Here is a 14,996-nt window from a genome sequence, read left to right on the forward strand (position 1 = left end):
GAGGTGCGGTCATCGTGATGACTCCGTTCGAGGATTCTGTGGAAGGTTGACTCGAAGGATCACACGGTGACCGCTCTCGTACCGAGCAGCTGGTCACCGCGGTTACACCACTCTAAGGGGCACTACCTAGTCGCCGTGGACCATCGTCGGCGATTCGCACACCGGAAGATTCTGCCGCAGCCAGCGTTCGGTGACCGCAGCGATCGGACTGGCCTCGATGTGGTCGTCGCGCCAGACCCGAGCCATCCAATTGACCTGCCAGAGTGCGGTCTGGACGGTGCCCGGAGTCGGTCGGGCGAAACTGGGCAGGTCCTCGGAGCACCAGTCGACGGCGTGCGTCCGGGCGAGCAGATCAATGAACTGCGGGCCGAGCTCGGCGCGCAGTTCCCGTGGGAACGACGTGCCGAGTCCGGTGACATTGGGACCGTCGCTCTTCGTGGTCGGCTTGGTGACGCCGGGGACGAACTTCATGATGGCGGCGGGCTGCCCGAAGTGCTGTCCTTCGTCGTCGAGCCACTCGGCGTGGGGTGCGGGCAGGTGCCTGCTGTAGGCGTTCAAGACCTGGAATTCGCGTTCGGTCTCGGCTGCGGTCTGGGCGGGATCCATGCGGAGTACGTACTTCTCGTCGGCGGTGCCGGTTCGGAGCGAGAAGACGAACTGCTCCTTCGACGCTCCGCCGCCCATCCGGGACACGCCGTGCACTTCGGCGGACGGAGCGGTCGTCGCGAAGAACTGACGAAGCCGACGTTCGACGTCCGGGGTCTGCAGCGGCTGATATCGGACGTGATCGGTGATTCGAGTCGCCTTGCGGTCCAGCAGGTCGCGGACGCCGGGATCGATGTCGTCGGTCGTCGAATCGTAAGCCGTGGATGGTAGCGCAGTCATGCGAGAGTGCCTCCTGATCGTGGGGATCGATTCGCGCGGCCGGGTCGCCGGCGCGTTGGAATCGGGCTGAGTGGTGATGCCTCGAGAGCGGCGTGATCGGCGATGATCAGGCCTCCGGCGGGAGGTAGACGGTGTGCAGCTGCTGGAACGCATGCAGGCCCTCGGGGCCCATCTCCCGACCGATGCCGCTGTTCTTGATTCCGCCGAACGGGGCGACCGGATCGTTGACGTAGTGATTCACCCCGACGGTTCCGGAACGGACGCGGCCGGCCAGCGCGGTCGCCCGCTCGACGTCAGATGACCACACGGTTCCGCCGAGGCCGTACTCGCTGTCGTTGGCGATCGCGAGTGCCTCGGTTTCGTCGGAGAACGGGATGATCGACAGCACCGGTCCGAAGATCTCTTCGCGTGCGATGGTGGCGGAGTTGTCCAGGTCCGCGAACACCGTGGGCTGGACGAAATACCCGCGGTCGAGGTCGCCTGGGCGCGCGCCGCCGGTGGTGAGTCGCGCACCCTCGTCGCGTCCCTTGGCGATGTAGCCCTCGACGCGGTCGCGCTGCCGCGCCGACACCAGCGGACCGATCTTGGTCGCGGGATCGAGCGGGTCGCCGATCGTGAGCGACTCGGCGAGCGCCGTCACGGCGTCGACGACCTCTCCGTAGCGCGAGCGAGGTGCGAGCACTCGGGTGCTCAGCCAGCAGATCTGACCGTTGTTCAGCAACGTCGCTCCGAAGAGCGGCTCCATCGAGGCGCCGAGGTCGACGTCGTCGAGCAGGATCGCCGCCGACTTGCCGCCCAGCTCCAGGGTCACCGGGCGCAGCAGCCTGCCGCAGGTCTCGGCGATGCTCCGGCCGGCGAGGGTGGATCCGGTGAACGAGACCTTGTCGATGTCCGGGTGCTCCACCAGATGGGCACCGATGTCGCGGCCGCCGGGGACCACATTGAGCACACCGGGCGGCAGGCCCGCAGCGATGGCGGCCTCGGCCATCAGGAAGGCGTCGAGGACGGTCTCCTCCGCGGGTTTGAGCACAACCGTGCATCCCGACGCCAGCGCGGGAGCGAGCTTGAGGAAGGTGATCGCCTGCGGGACGTTCCAGGGGACGATGGCGCCGACCACACCGATCGGCCGACGGGTCACGCGGGCCGAGCCGCCGAGCATGCCGGGCCGGACGTCGGCGTCGGGGGCGTCGACCATCAGTCCGCTGAAGTAGCGCACGAGCACGGGAGGGAACGTGCCCTCGAACTGGTCGGCCAGCCAGATCGGCATGCCGTTCTGCCGGGACACCCGGCGGGCGGTCTCGGCGGCGCGTGACTCGAGCTCGACGGCGAAGCGTTCGAGCACCTCGGCGCGCTCCTTGGGATGCCAGGCGGACCACCCGGCCGGATCGTCGAACGCACGCCGGGCCGCAGCCACAGCGCGGTCGATATCCTGGATCGAGGCCCGCGGGACGCTGCCGATCGGCTCTTCGGTGGTCGGGGACATCACCGGAACCGATCCGGCGGTGCTGGGCTGCTGCCAGCCGCCGTCGATGTAGAACTCGCGGTAGTCGATCGATGTCATGTCGCTCCTTCGGGGTCGGCGGGCTCGAATGTGAACCGAGTCACTTCATGGTCGAGGGCCGACGTTCTCCCGACAATGGTTTCTTTGGTAATTCCAAATAACGAGGGAGGGGCATCCCTCGTTCTGGGGATCTTCGCTCGGATGGTCCCGGCGATCGGTCTGCATGTTGCTGACTGGACCGGAAAGCCCCTTGCATTAACGGTCTAACCATTCTAACGTTCAGACATAACAGTCAGTGGATCGAAAAGGACGTGCATCACTCATGGCAAGCGAACGGAACCTCGGCCGCTACACCTCTGCCGACGTCGAGGGGTACTACTCCACCGGCCAGTGGGCCGATGAGAACTTCACCGAGCTGCTGCGCGCTCGGATCGAAGACAACCCCGACAAGGTCTTCGTGACCGACGGGACGCACTCCCTGACATTCGCCGAGCTGTACCGGGACAGTCAGCGACTGGCCGTCGGTCTGCGGCGCAAGGGACTGCGGCCCGGCGACCGGGTGGCCGCCCAGCTTCCCAACTGGGCCGAGTTCGTGGTCGTGGCGGCCGCACTGACTCGGATCGGGGCCGTCATGGTGCCGATCATGCCGATCTACCGGACCGACGAGGTGACGTACACCATGTCGGACGCCGGCGTGCGGATGGCGATTGCGCCGGCCGACTTCAAGGGATTCGACTACGTCTCGATGTACGACGAGATCCGTCAGTCGGCGCCGACGCTGGAGTTCGTCGTCGCCGTCCGGGCCGGGGACGATGCATACGCCGACAAGAACATCGACGTGCTCGAGGACCTGGTCGCGGACGTCGCCGTCGAGGAGGCGGACGCCGAACTCGACTTTCGAGTCCACCCCGACGACCCCTACGTGATCGTGTACACCTCGGGCACCACGTCGCGACCCAAGGGCTGCGTGCACACCTTCAACACCTACGCGTCCGGCGCCCGGGCGCTGCGGGTCGCCTTCGGCCACACCGAGGACGACGTGCAGTTCGGGCCCTCGCCGGTCACTCACACCACAGGCCTGGTGACCAGCGTGATCCTGCCGTTGCTCAGCGGTGCCGCAACGCATTTCATGCCCGAGTGGGACCCGACCCGCGGACTCGCCGACATCCAGAAGTACGGATGCACCGGGGCGGTCACGGCCACCGTGTTCCTGCAGACCCTCATGGCCGCGGCGGACGCCGACCCCGACGCGGACCTGTCGTCGCTGCGCTTCTGGACCTGCGCGGGCTCGCCGATCCCGTCCGCCGTGATCGAGCACGCGACCGCGAAACTCCCGGGGGCGAGCATCCTGTCGCTGTACGGCCGCAGCGAGAACCTGTGCACCACCTCGTGCACGGTGGACGACGACCCGCGGCACGCCCTCACCTCCGACGGCAGCGCGCTGCCGGGCACCCACGTGGAGATCGTCGACGCCGCGGGCGAACCGGTGCCGCACGGCACCGAGGGCGACATCGCCTACCGCGGACCGTCGCACATGATCGAGTACCTCAACCGGCCCGACGCGACTGCTGAGCTCTACACCGCCGACGGATACTCGATGTCCGGCGACCTCGGCGTGATGGACGACGACGGCTTCGTCCGCGTCACCGGCCGCACCAAGGACATCATCATCCGCGGCGGCATGAACATCAGCGTCCGCGAGGTGGAGGACAAGCTGACCCACCACCCCGACGTGCTCGCCCTTGCCGTGGTCGCCATGCCCGACGAACGTCTCGGCGAGAAGGTGTGCCTGTACGTGGTCCCCAAGGAGGGCCATGCGGCGCCGACCGTCGCCGACATCCGCACCTACCTCGTCGAACGCGGAGTCGCCATCCAGAAGACGCCGGAACACGTGGAAGTGCTCGACGAACTGCCGATGACGGCGACCGGCAAGATTCAGAAGCACGTGCTGCGCAAGCAGATCGCCGACCAGATGGAGCAGTCCAAGGCAGCGACGGCCTGATGGCGGACACCGTCGAGTTCGAAGCCGGCGGCGCGGTCTCGATGCTCCGCGCACGAGCGACGGCCCTGGGCGCCGAGCGTTCCGAGTTCCGCGTCGAGACCGGTCACTGGCTGCGCGACCCGGAGATCGGCCGGGTGGCCAGTGCGCTCGCGGTGCCGCTCGACGATGCGACCGGTTACATCGTGGCCAATGCCGCGCCCACCGGCCGGTGGCCGGTGAGCCTGAGCATGAAGATCGACGTCCTCCGGCCGATCCCGCTCGACGGCACGACGATCCGGGTGGCGGGAGAACTCGCGGCCCTGACCGACGTCAACGCCCTCACCCACGGGGTGGCCTACGACGACGCCGGGCAGGTCGTGGCGACGCTGACCCATCGGTCACACCTGATCGACGCGACCGGGCCGCAGGATCGAAGCGGATTCGATCCCGTTCCGCCCGACGGTCGCGTTACCGTCCGCGAGGCGCTCGAAATCGACACGATCGCGCCGGGCGAACTGATCATGGCACCGACACCGTGGTCAGCCAACATCATGGGCGACGTGCACGGCGGTGTGCTGGTCGTCGGAGCCGAACTGGCCGCGCACTCGGCACTCGGGCCGGGTTACACGACCGTGAGCATCGACGCCACGTACCTGCGCCCGTGTGATGCCACGGCGGAGACGGGCTTTCACGCGACCGTCGTGCACACGGGACGAACGACGGCGATGGCGCGCGTGGAAGCGCGGTTGCTCAGCGGCCGCCCGTGCGTGGTCGCCACCGCCATCCTTAGACGGTGAACCGACCGGCTCCCATGAATCCGCCGGGTCCTGAATGCCCGTGGCGTATGCCGGCCCGACAACAGTCCGACAGTGAGGGATGACGATGCACGCCATCGTGATGAATCAATTCGGCGATGCCGGAGCGCTGCAGCTCCGTGAGATCGCTCCGCCGCAGACGCCGCGGGGGTGGGTCGAGGTGGAGCTGAAGGCCGCAGCACTGAACTGGCACGACGTGCTGGTGAGGGAGGGACGCTACGGCTCGCCTCTGCCGCACACGCCCGGCGCCGACGGCGCCGGCATCCGCGCCGACACCGGGGAGCCGGTGGTGATCCTGCCGTCGCTGCACTGGGGGTACCGCGAGGCCGCGCCCGGCGGAGCGTTCCAGATCCTCGGCGACCGCACACCGGGCACCTACGCCGAGCGGGTGAGTGTGCCCGCCGAATGCCTGGCCCCGATGCCGGCGGGCTACTCGTGGGCTCAGGCCGCCGCGCTGCCGCTGGTCGGCGTCACCTGCTTCCGCGCGCTCGTGTCGCGCGCACAGCTGACGGCGGGGGAGTCGCTGCTCATCGTCGGCGCCGGCGGCGGCGTCGCCACGATGGCCGCGGCTCTGGCGACCGCACTCGGCGCGCACGTCTGCGTCACCGCATCCACACCGGAGAAGCTGCGGCGCGCCGAGGCCGCCGGTGTTCGGGGCGGAGTCCTGCACACGGCGGACGACTGGCCCGAACGCGCCCGGGCCCTCGCCCCCGGAGGGGAGGGATTCGACGTCGTCCTCGACCCGGTGGGTCTGTGGTCGCATTCGCTGGGTGCCTTGCGTACGGGCGGGCGCCTGGTGGTGCTCGGCGCCAACGTCGCCGAACAGGCCACCCTCGCCGTCCGGCCGTACTTCTTCGGACAGTTCAGTCTGCTCGGCACCACTATGGGTTCGCCGAACGACTTCCGGGGGCTGCTCGACCTCGTCGAGACCGGCCGTGTGGCCCCGCCTCACATCGCCGAGGAATTCGCGCTCGCCGACGCCGCGCAGGCCCACCGCGCACTCGAATCCGGCAGGCACTATGGCAAGCTCGTGCTCCGCACGTGAGGGGAAAACCCGTGCTCCGCACGTGAGGCGGAGGTTCTGCCTCACACGTGAGGGTGACGCCCACGCGGACTGCCGCGCGGGCGTCACCGCTATTCGGCGGACGCCCGCGCGCGGACCCGCGCGTGGCCGGTGATCACCGTGCGATCGGCGACGGTGGCAACTAGGTCCAATTCGGCGACGCCTGCCGAGTCGATGGATTCGACGGTGCCGGTCAGCTCCAGCGTGTCACCGAGGAACAGCGGGGAGGCGAAGCGCACCGAGAAGCTCAGCAGATTCTCCACGTGCACGCGGTCGGACACCCACGAGGCGAGCATGCCTGCCTGCATCTGGCCCATCGCGATCACCCCCGGCAGTCCGGCGGCCCTGGCGTACTCCGCGTCGTGGTGGAGCGGATTGAAATCGCCGCCCGCGCCGGCGAACCGGACGACGTCGGTCTGCGTGACGGGGCCGATCGTCCGCGGTTCGAGGGCCGCTCCGGCCCGCAGCTGCACCGGTGTCCGGGTCATTTCGCACCTCGCTCGATCAACACTTCGCGGACCGTGACCGCGACGTCGCCGCGGTCGTCGATCCACCGGGTCTCCAAGGTGACCAACCGCATGTTTCCTCCCCGCCGACCCTCGCGGACGGTGTCGTCGACCACCCGGCGGGTGCCGGTCAACCGGTCTCCGGCCACCAGCGGCCGCTCGTACTCCCAGTCGACCGACCCGACGACGATGCGTTCGATCGCGAGCCCGAGCGCCGCGACGAATGCCTGCTGATCCCGGTGATGTCCGGCGACGACGACGTGAGTGGGTGTCGCGGCGATCGCCGCCAGCCCCGTTTCGACGGCCGCCGCTGTCCGGGTGTGGACGGGATCGGCCGCGTGTGTGGCACGCGCGAACTCGGCGATCTTCCCCTCCTCGACAGTGAATTCGACCTGGTCGAGAACCCCTCCGACGGGGACCGACCGGGCTGCGATGTCCGGCATGGATAACCTCCTGGTTTTTTGGTCTGACCTATTGTAACGTTAGGCCATAAGAGTGAGGGAGGTTCGATGGATCTGAGTGATTCGACCGAGGAGGCGCAGTTCCGCCGCCGTGTACGGGACTGGGTGACCGAGACGCTGCCCACCCTGCCGTGGCCGGAGCCGGTCCGGATGGAGGACAAGCGCGAGTTCTGGTCCCAGTGGCAGCGGAAGTTGTTCGACGCCGGATTCGCCGGCCTGTCCTGGCCGACCGAGTTCGGCGGCGCGGGCGCGGACGCCAAGATTAAGGCAATCTTCAACGAGGAGATGGACCGGGCCGGGGCCCCCGACCGGTTGAACATCATCGGCGAGGACTTCGCCGGACCGACCATCGTCGCCTTCGGAGACGATGCGCAGAAGCAGCGCTACCTGGCCCCGATCCTGCGCGGCGAAGAGATCTGGTGTCAGCTGTTCAGCGAACCCGAGTCCGGCTCGGACCTGGCCTCGCTGCGGACCAAGGCCACCAAGGTCGACGGCGGCTGGCGCATCCAGGGCCAGAAGATCTGGACGTCGCGCGCACAGATCGCCGACAACGCGATCCTGCTGGCGCGGACCGGCGGCGGCGAGCGGCATCGGGGCATCACGTACTTCCTGCTCCCGATGGATTCCGACGGAATCACCGTGCGACCCCTCGAACACATGCTGGGTGAAGCCGAGTTCAACGAGGTCTTCCTCGACGACGTCTTCGTCCCCGATTCGGCCGTGGTCGGCGTGGTCGACGGCGGTTGGCGCGTGGCGATGGGAACCCTCGCCTTCGAGCGCGTCGGAATCGCCACCGGCCGGGTGAACACCACGCGCGCGGTCCGCGATCTGATCGGCAAACTCGCCGACCTGACCGACGACGACGGAACGCCCCTGCGTTCGGATCCGCGGATCCGGCAGCGGGTCGCCGACCTGTACGGGCGCGCCCTGACTCACTACCTCATCGGCCAGCGGGTGATCACCGGCGCCGCGTCGGGCCAGCCGCCCGGGCCCGTCGCTTCCATCGGCAAGCTGTACTTCTGCCCGCTGGTGGAGGACATCGCTGACTTCGGGCTCGAGCTCAGCGACTTCGGCGGCCAGTTCGGGCTCGCCGAGTCGGACGAGGACGCCGACTCCGATCAGCAGCGCTGGCTGCGGTTGGCGTACCAGGCCCGCGGGACGGCGATCGCCGGTGGATCGACGTTCATCCAGCGCAACATCGCCGCCGAGCGGGTGCTGGGCATGCCTCGGGCCTGACGCCGGCGCCAGACAACGATTTTTCCGATAACGACTCTTCAGGAGGATCTCCCAATGGCTGGAGTGTGGTACGACGAACTGACCGTCGGCCAGCGGTTCGAGCACCCGATCCGACGGACGATCACCGAGACCGACAACGTGCTGTTCACGACGATGACGCACAACCCGGCACTGTTGCACCTCGACGAGGAGTACATGCGCGGCACCGACTACGGGCAGCGCATCGTCAACAGCGCCTTCACCCTGGGACTGATGGTCGGGATCTCCGTCGGGGACACCACGCTCGGCACCGCGGTGGCGAACCTGGGCTGGGACGAGGTCCGGTTCCCCAAGCCGCTGTTCCACGGCGACACGATCCATGTCGTCACCGAGGTGCTGGAGCTGCGCGAGTCCAAGTCCCGGCCGGGCCAGGGCATCGTCGTCTTTCTGCACCAGGCGTTCAACCAGCACGACGAGCTCGTCGCCTCCTGCAAGCGATCCGGGCTCCAGCGGAAGAAGCCCATCGAATGAAACCGTTGCGTTCGTTCCTGTTCGTGCCGGGCGACAGCACCAAGAAGCTCTCGAAGATCGCCGAGTCCCCGGCCGACGCGATCATCCTGGACCTCGAGGACTCGGTCGCTCCCGCGCGTAAGCCGATCGCCCGCGAACTGGTGGCGCAGACCCTCGCGGCCAGCCCGGGAACGGCGCAGCTGTGGGTTCGGATCAACCCGCTCGTCTCCGGGCTGGCGCTGGCCGATCTGGCGGCCGTCGTCACCGAGGGCCTCGCCGGCGTGATGATCCCGAAGGTCGACGGCCCCGCCGACGTCCTGGCGGTGAGCCACTACCTCGACGCGCTGGAGACGGCGGCGGGCATCGCCGGCGGCGCCCGGCTGCTCCCAGTCGCCACTGAGACGGCGCAAGCCCCGTTCGCGCTGGGGGAGTACCGCGGCGCCGGACTCTCCCGCCTGTACGGACTCACCTGGGGTGCCGAGGATCTCAGCGCCGACGTCGGAGCCACCACCAACCTCGCGCCAGACGGCGAGTGGACCCACACTTACCGGACGGTGCGTTCGATGACCCTGCTCGGCGCCAAGGCCGCCGGTGTCGAAGCCGTCGAGACACTCTACGTCGACATCGCGGACCGTGAAGGACTCGCCGAGTCGTGCCGGTGGGCTCGATCGGAGGGTTTCAGCGGTCGCATCGCCATCCACCCGGCGCAGGTCGAGACCATCAACGCCGCCTTCACCCCGTCGGCGGAGGAGGTCGACTACGCCCGCCGCGTGGTCGACGCGTTCGATCAGACGGCCGACGGTGCCGTCGCCCTCGACGGGAAGATGCTTGACGCACCCCATCTCAAACAGGCCGTCGCGGTCCTCGCACTCGCCGAGGACCGCTGACGCCCGAAGACATCCGAACACCGGCCGCCGCGAGCGGCCGGACCCGCCGTCGCATCAGTCCGATGCCGATCCGTGAAAGGGAATCCCGTGAGCGATTACGTGTGGAGGCCGACGCCCGAGTACGTCGACAAGGCCAACGTGACCCGTCTGGCGCGCGCCGCCGGCGCCGCCACCATCGATGAGCTCCGTCAACGCTCGACCGCCGACATCGGCTGGTACTGGAAGGCCGTGGTCGAGGACCTGGGCATTCCGTTCGCGGCGCCGTACACCTCGGTAGTCGACACGAGCGCGGGCATCGAGTTCCCCGAGTGGTTCGTCGGCGGCACGTTCAATGTGGTCTCGGCATGCGTCGAACGGTGGCTCGACACCGGAGCGGACCGGCCCGCGATCATCCACGAGTCCGAGGACGGGTCGGCGACGACGCTGACCTATGCCGAGCTGGCCGGTCAGGTGGCCGCCGCTGCCGCGGGCCTGCGCGATCTGGGCATCGGGGAGGGTGATGCCGTCGCCGTGTACCTGCCGATGATCCCCGAGTCCGTCGTCGCCTGCTACGCGATCGCCGGCATCGGCGCGGTCCTGGTCCCGCTGTTCTCCGGATTCGCCGCGCCCGCCATCGCCTCACGGCTCAACGACGCCGAGTGCGCGGCGGTCATCGTCGCCGACGGGACCGCTCGTCGCGGCCGCACGGTCCCGATGGCGACCGAGCTCGACGAAGCACTGCGTACGTGCCCGACGGTGCGATCGGTGATCAGCGTCGACAACACCGGAACCGGTTCTGCCGCTCCCGTCGGCGACGGCCCGGTCCGGACCTCGTGGAAGTCGGTCATCGACCCGGCGCGACGCCCCTTCGAGTTCACGCCCTTCCCGGCCATGCAGACGCTTATGCTCGGGTACACCTCGGGGACCACCGGAAAGCCCAAGGGCGCGGTGCACACCCATGCCGGGTTCACGGTCAAGGTCGCCAGCGAGGTGGCGTACTCGTTCGACATCGGCGAGGACGACCGCTTCTGCTGGATCACGGACATGGGCTGGATCATGGGCCCGCTCGCCGCGTTCGGCACCCACGCCAACGGCGCGACCCTGGTGCTCTACGAGGGGTCGCCCGATGTGCCGGACGTCTACCGTCTCTGGGACCTCGTCGAACGACATCGCATCACCATGCTCGGCGTCTCGCCGACCCTCATCCGAGCGCTGAAGGCGGGCGATGTGGCCGAGATCGCCACCCGCGACCTCAGCTCGGTGCACGTCCTCGGCTCGACCGGAGAACCCTGGGACTCGGATTCGTACGACTGGCTCGCTCGCGACGTGTTCGCCGAGCGAGTGCCCGTCATCAACTTCTCCGGCGGCACCGAGGTCGGTGGATCGTTCCTGGCCCCGTACCCGGTGGAGCCGATCCCCAGCTGTTCGCTCGGCGGTCCGTCGTTGGGCATGGACGTCGACGTCGTGGACGACGACGGCAACCCGCTGCGCGGCAGCATCGGCGAGCTGGTCTGCCGACAGCCGTGGCCGGCGATGACCCGCGGGGTCTGGCATGACCGGGATCGGTACCTGAAGGCCTACTGGACCACCTTCCCCGGCATGTGGTGTCACGGCGACTACGCGCTCGTCGAGGACGGCCAGTGGTTCATCATGGGCCGCTCCGACGACGTGATGAACGTGGCGGGCAAACGGCTGGCGCCGGCCGAGGTCGAGTCGGTGCTGGCGACGCACCCGGCGGTCGCCGAGGCCGCCGCCGTCGGCATCCCCGACGCCAAGAAGGGCGAGTCGGTGTGGGCCTTCTGGGTACCGCGGGACGGTGCCGACACCGAGGGCGTCTCCGAGGAGCTGCGGCAGCTGGTGGCCGGCGGCGTCGGCAAACCGTTCGCGCCGTCGAAGGTGTGGGTCGTGCAGGCCCTGCCCAAGACTCGCTCGGCCAAGATTCTGCGCCGCGCGGTCCGAGCCGCCGTGATGGGCACCGATCCCGGCGACCTCTCGGGCGCCGAGAATCCCGAAGCGGTGGACGCGATCCGAGACGTGGTGCACGAGAAGTCCGCCGACCAAGAACACGTGCGCTGAGTGCCAGCGGCGAGAAGTAAGAGGAGCAACCGATGCACTGGGAACTGTCCGACGAACAGGAACTGTTCTCCACCTCGCTGCGCGACTGGCTTGCGGCGAGGTTTCCCTCCGAAGTTGTCCGTAAGGCGATCGCCGACGGGACCGCGGACTCGTTCACCGCAGCCCTGATCGACGACGGCTGGTGGGGAGTGGGATACGACGAGGACGACGGTGGCCAGGGCGGCGGCCTGCTGGAACTGGCGCTGGCGGCCAGAGAGTTCGGCCGGGCCGCCGCCCCCGACGCGCCGTGGCTGGCGGGGGCGCTGGCGATGCCGGTGCTCACCCCGGCCGAACGTGCGGCCCAACTGTCCGGCGAATCGACTCATGTCCTGGCGTGCCGGGCCGATCGGGTGCCGAGGTGGAATGCCCTGACGGTCACCGACGGCCGGCTCACCGGCAGCGTTCCGCACGTGCTCGCAGCGCAGGCGGCCGATGTCTTCGTGGTGCCGGTGACGGGGCCGGACGGGCCGACGCTGATCCGGGTGGCCGCCGAGCACGCCCGGGTGAGCGTCGACGACCTGCTCGATCGGTCCCGCACCAGCGGCACGGTCGAGTTCACCGACGCCCCCGTGCTCGATTCGACGACTGCCGACCCCGCGCTTGTCGACCCTGCGCTTCTTGACGACGTCGCGGCCCGGGCCGCTGTCCTCGTCGCATCGGCGTCCCTCGGCGCGGCCGAGCGGATGCTCGATCTCACGGTCGAATACAGCAAACAGCGCAAGCAGTTCGGCCAGGTCATCGGGTCGTTCCAGGCCGTCAAGCACGCCGCCGCGCAGATGCTGGTCACGGTGGAGGCCGCCCATTCGTCGGCCTTGTACGCCGCGGCCGCGGTCGACGCCGGGCTCCCGGACGCGGCCGCGGCGGCCGCCGTCGCCAAGGCCCAGGTGACCGGATCGGTCGCGGATCTGGCGGAGTCGACGCTCACGGTGCACGGCGCCATCGGTTACACGTGGGAGCACGACCTGCACCTGTACTACAAGCGGGCCAAGCTCGACCGGGTGCTGTTCGGCTCGCCGGCCGCCTGGAACGAGCGGATCGCCCACACGCTGCTCGACTGACCTCTTGCATTTATGGTCAGTCCATTAATATAGTTAACGAAAGTTGTGATGGGAGAGACGACGTGGATTTCGAATTGACGGACGATCAGCTCACGATTCGTGATGCGGTCACCGAACTGGCAGCCAAATTCGACGACCAGTACTGGCAGGAGAAGGACGAGAAGCACGAGTTCCCCCGGGAGTTCTACGACGCCTTCGCCGAAGGCGGCTGGCTCGGGATCACCACGCCGGAGGAATACGGCGGCCACGGATACGGCATCACTGAGGCCTCGATCATCCTGGAGCAGGTGGCGGCCTCCGGTGCGGGCATGAACGGTGCGAGTTCGATGCATCTGTCGATCTTCGGCATGCACCCGGTGATCGTGCACGGCAGCGAGGAACTCAAGCGCCGGACGCTGCCGCGCATCGTCAGCGGCGATCTGCACGTCTGCTTCGGCGTCACCGAGCCCGGGGCCGGCCTGGACACCACGAAGATCACCACCTTCGCCAAGCGCGACGGCGACAAGTACGTCGTCAACGGACGGAAGGTGTGGATCTCCAAGGCCGTCGAGTCGGAGAAGATCCTGCTGCTGACCCGTACCGCGAAGTTCGAGGACTCGCCGCGCAAGACCGACGGGCTGACGCTGTTCCTCACCGACCTGGACCGCGACAAGGTCGACATCCGTCCCATCAAGAAGATGGGCCGCAACGCGGTGACCTCGAATGAACTGTTCATCGACGGCCTGGAGATCCCGGTCGAGGATCGGGTCGGCGAAGAGGGCCAAGGTTTCAAGTACATCCTGGACGGCTTGAACCCTGAGCGCATGCTCGTGGCCGCCGAGGCCCTGGGCATCGGGCGCGCCGCGCTCCGCGCCGGTGTGCGCTACGGCAACGAGCGCGAGGTCTTCGGCCGGCAGATCGGCAAGAACCAGGGCATCCAGTTCCCGCTGGCCGACTCCCTGGCCAGGCTCGACGCCGCCGAGCTCATGCTCCGCAAGGCCACCTGGCTCTACGACAACGGGAAACCGTGCGGCCGCGAGGCCAACACCGCCAAGTACCTGTGCGCCGACGCCGGCTTCGAGGCCGCCGATCGCGCCCTGCAGACCCACGGCGGGATGGGGTACTCGGAGGAGTACAACGTCGCCCGCTATTTCCGTGAGGCCCGCCTGACGCGGATCGCGCCGATCAGCCAGGAGATGATCCTCAACTACCTCGGCTCGCACGTCCTCAGCCTTCCCAGGAGCTACTGATGACCGACGAACACCGTCCCGCCGCCCCGGCCGGACTGCAGGCGTTCTCCCTCGCCGGACGGTCGGCGCTGATCACCGGCGCGGGCGGAGGCGTGGGTGCCGCGGTGGCCGCGGCCTTTGCCGCCGTCGGCGCCGCGGTCCTGGTGACCGACATCGACCTCGCCGCCGCGACCGCCGTGAGTGAGCGGATCGCCGCCGCCGGCGGCACCGCCGTACCCTTCGCGCTTGACGTCTGCGATGCGGAGAACGCCGCCCAGGCGACGGCGGCGGGCGCCCGCCTGGGCGGCGGAACCCTCAACATCCTGGTCAACAACGCCGGCGTCATCGCACCCGCGATGTTCCCCAAGATGGACGAGGCACGGTTCCGCAAGGTCCTCGACACCCATCTGATGGGCAGCTTCCACTGCAGTCAGGCTGCCCTCGAGTACCTTCCGGACGACGGGACCGGCCGCATCATCAACGTGACCTCGGCGGCGGGCCTCGTCGGCACCATCGGGCAGGCCAACTACGGTGCGGCCAAGGCGGCGATCATCGGGCTCACCAAGTCGCTGGCCCGGGAACTCGCCAAGCAGACGGTCACCGTGAACGCCGTCGCGCCGCTGGCGGCCACGGCCATGACCGAGAACATCCGCAGCAACGAGAAGCTCGCGGCCAAGACCCTGGCTCGCATCCCGCTGGGACGCTGGGCCTACCCGGACGAGATCGCGTCGAGTTTCGTCTTTCTCGCATCCGACGCAGCTGCATACATCACCGGCCAGATTCTGCCGGTGGACGGAGGAACGGTGATCTGA

Annotated in this window: 14 protein-coding genes; 10 read left to right on the forward strand and 4 right to left on the reverse strand. The window is 68.5% G+C overall.

Going from position 1 to position 14,996, the window contains the following annotated elements; translation table 11 throughout:
- Window positions 1-126: 126 nt before the first annotated feature.
- Window positions 127-885 carry a phosphotransferase family protein gene (locus tag AAFO60_RS17525; protein ID WP_347957520.1) on the reverse strand — a complete coding sequence of 253 codons (759 nt, stop codon included), beginning with the start codon at window positions 883-885 and terminating at the stop codon, window positions 127-129.
- A gap of 106 nt (window positions 886-991) precedes the next feature.
- Window positions 992-2,446, reverse strand: coding sequence for an aldehyde dehydrogenase (locus AAFO60_RS17530; RefSeq protein WP_347957521.1), 1,455 nt, complete (start codon window positions 2,444-2,446; stop codon window positions 992-994).
- Between the two features lie 262 nt (window positions 2,447-2,708).
- On the opposite strand from AAFO60_RS17530, the gene AAFO60_RS17535 reads away from it, so the two are divergent.
- From AAFO60_RS17535 to AAFO60_RS17545, 3 genes are all read left to right on the forward strand, one after another.
- A complete protein-coding gene (locus AAFO60_RS17535; RefSeq protein ID WP_347957522.1) occupies window positions 2,709-4,388 on the forward strand; it encodes an AMP-binding protein in 1,680 nt (559 codons plus the stop codon).
- Window positions 4,388-5,164 (forward strand): PaaI family thioesterase, encoded by a 777-nt coding sequence (locus AAFO60_RS17540; protein ID WP_347957523.1) that lies wholly within the window; start codon window positions 4,388-4,390, stop codon window positions 5,162-5,164. Before AAFO60_RS17535 ends, AAFO60_RS17540 begins: the two co-directional genes overlap by 1 nt.
- 85 nt (window positions 5,165-5,249) lie before the next feature.
- Window positions 5,250-6,227: a zinc-binding dehydrogenase gene (locus tag AAFO60_RS17545; RefSeq protein ID WP_347957592.1), complete on the forward strand. Its 978-nt coding sequence runs from the start codon at window positions 5,250-5,252 to the stop codon at window positions 6,225-6,227.
- 89 nt (window positions 6,228-6,316) lie between these two features.
- Here the strand turns inward: AAFO60_RS17545 and AAFO60_RS17550 are convergent, their stop codons facing one another.
- The gene (locus AAFO60_RS17550; RefSeq protein ID WP_347957524.1) at window positions 6,317-6,733 is read right to left on the reverse strand and encodes a MaoC family dehydratase; all 417 of its coding nucleotides are present in this window, start codon (window positions 6,731-6,733) and stop codon (window positions 6,317-6,319) included.
- The gene (locus tag AAFO60_RS17555; protein ID WP_347957525.1) at window positions 6,730-7,194 is read right to left on the reverse strand and encodes an FAS1-like dehydratase domain-containing protein; all 465 of its coding nucleotides are present in this window, start codon (window positions 7,192-7,194) and stop codon (window positions 6,730-6,732) included. Before AAFO60_RS17555 ends, AAFO60_RS17550 begins: the two co-directional genes overlap by 4 nt.
- A 66-nt stretch (window positions 7,195-7,260) precedes the next feature.
- Between AAFO60_RS17555 and AAFO60_RS17560 the strand changes: the two genes are divergently transcribed.
- From AAFO60_RS17560 to AAFO60_RS17590, 7 genes are all read left to right on the forward strand, one after another.
- Window positions 7,261-8,448, forward strand: coding sequence for an acyl-CoA dehydrogenase family protein (locus tag AAFO60_RS17560; RefSeq protein ID WP_347957526.1), 1,188 nt, complete (start codon window positions 7,261-7,263; stop codon window positions 8,446-8,448).
- Window positions 8,449-8,502: 54 nt separating this feature from the next.
- Window positions 8,503-8,958, forward strand: a complete 456-nt coding sequence (locus tag AAFO60_RS17565) for a MaoC family dehydratase (protein ID WP_347957527.1) — start codon at window positions 8,503-8,505, stop codon at window positions 8,956-8,958.
- Window positions 8,955-9,824, forward strand: a complete 870-nt coding sequence (locus AAFO60_RS17570) for an HpcH/HpaI aldolase/citrate lyase family protein (protein WP_347957528.1) — start codon at window positions 8,955-8,957, stop codon at window positions 9,822-9,824. The genes AAFO60_RS17565 and AAFO60_RS17570 overlap by 4 nt, the downstream gene beginning before the upstream one ends.
- Window positions 9,825-9,911: 87 nt before the next feature.
- Window positions 9,912-11,879 carry an AMP-binding protein gene (locus tag AAFO60_RS17575; RefSeq protein ID WP_347957529.1) on the forward strand — a complete coding sequence of 656 codons (1,968 nt, stop codon included), beginning with the start codon at window positions 9,912-9,914 and terminating at the stop codon, window positions 11,877-11,879.
- A gap of 32 nt (window positions 11,880-11,911) precedes the next feature.
- On the forward strand, window positions 11,912-12,976 hold the full coding sequence (locus AAFO60_RS17580; RefSeq protein ID WP_347957530.1) for an acyl-CoA dehydrogenase family protein: 1,065 nt from the start codon (window positions 11,912-11,914) through the stop codon (window positions 12,974-12,976).
- 62 nt (window positions 12,977-13,038) lie between these two features.
- Window positions 13,039-14,205 carry an acyl-CoA dehydrogenase family protein gene (locus tag AAFO60_RS17585; protein ID WP_347957531.1) on the forward strand — a complete coding sequence of 389 codons (1,167 nt, stop codon included), beginning with the start codon at window positions 13,039-13,041 and terminating at the stop codon, window positions 14,203-14,205.
- Window positions 14,205-14,996 (forward strand): SDR family NAD(P)-dependent oxidoreductase, encoded by a 792-nt coding sequence (locus AAFO60_RS17590; RefSeq protein ID WP_347957532.1) that lies wholly within the window; start codon window positions 14,205-14,207, stop codon window positions 14,994-14,996. The genes AAFO60_RS17585 and AAFO60_RS17590 overlap by 1 nt, the downstream gene beginning before the upstream one ends.

Source organism: Gordonia aichiensis (genome assembly GCF_039946255.1).
In the GTDB taxonomy this organism is placed as follows: Bacteria; Actinomycetota; Actinomycetes; order Mycobacteriales; family Mycobacteriaceae; genus Gordonia; species Gordonia aichiensis_A.

What these genes read in the sequence shown, in the direction of transcription:
- AAFO60_RS17525 (WP_347957520.1), bottom strand. Translation starts at nt 885, where the DNA reads ATGACTGCGCTACCATCCACGGCTTACGATTCGACGACCGACGACATC.
- AAFO60_RS17530 (WP_347957521.1), bottom strand. Translation starts at nt 2,446, where the DNA reads ATGACATCGATCGACTACCGCGAGTTCTACATCGACGGCGGCTGGCAG.
- AAFO60_RS17535 (WP_347957522.1), top strand. Translation starts at nt 2,709, where the DNA reads ATGGCAAGCGAACGGAACCTCGGCCGCTACACCTCTGCCGACGTCGAG.
- AAFO60_RS17540 (WP_347957523.1), top strand. Translation starts at nt 4,388, where the DNA reads ATGGCGGACACCGTCGAGTTCGAAGCCGGCGGCGCGGTCTCGATGCTC.
- AAFO60_RS17545 (WP_347957592.1), top strand. Translation starts at nt 5,250, where the DNA reads ATGCACGCCATCGTGATGAATCAATTCGGCGATGCCGGAGCGCTGCAG.
- AAFO60_RS17550 (WP_347957524.1), bottom strand. Translation starts at nt 6,733, where the DNA reads ATGACCCGGACACCGGTGCAGCTGCGGGCCGGAGCGGCCCTCGAACCG.
- AAFO60_RS17555 (WP_347957525.1), bottom strand. Translation starts at nt 7,194, where the DNA reads ATGCCGGACATCGCAGCCCGGTCGGTCCCCGTCGGAGGGGTTCTCGAC.
- AAFO60_RS17560 (WP_347957526.1), top strand. Translation starts at nt 7,261, where the DNA reads ATGGATCTGAGTGATTCGACCGAGGAGGCGCAGTTCCGCCGCCGTGTA.
- AAFO60_RS17565 (WP_347957527.1), top strand. Translation starts at nt 8,503, where the DNA reads ATGGCTGGAGTGTGGTACGACGAACTGACCGTCGGCCAGCGGTTCGAG.
- AAFO60_RS17570 (WP_347957528.1), top strand. Translation starts at nt 8,955, where the DNA reads ATGAAACCGTTGCGTTCGTTCCTGTTCGTGCCGGGCGACAGCACCAAG.
- AAFO60_RS17580 (WP_347957530.1), top strand. Translation starts at nt 11,912, where the DNA reads ATGCACTGGGAACTGTCCGACGAACAGGAACTGTTCTCCACCTCGCTG.
- AAFO60_RS17590 (WP_347957532.1), top strand. Translation starts at nt 14,205, where the DNA reads ATGACCGACGAACACCGTCCCGCCGCCCCGGCCGGACTGCAGGCGTTC.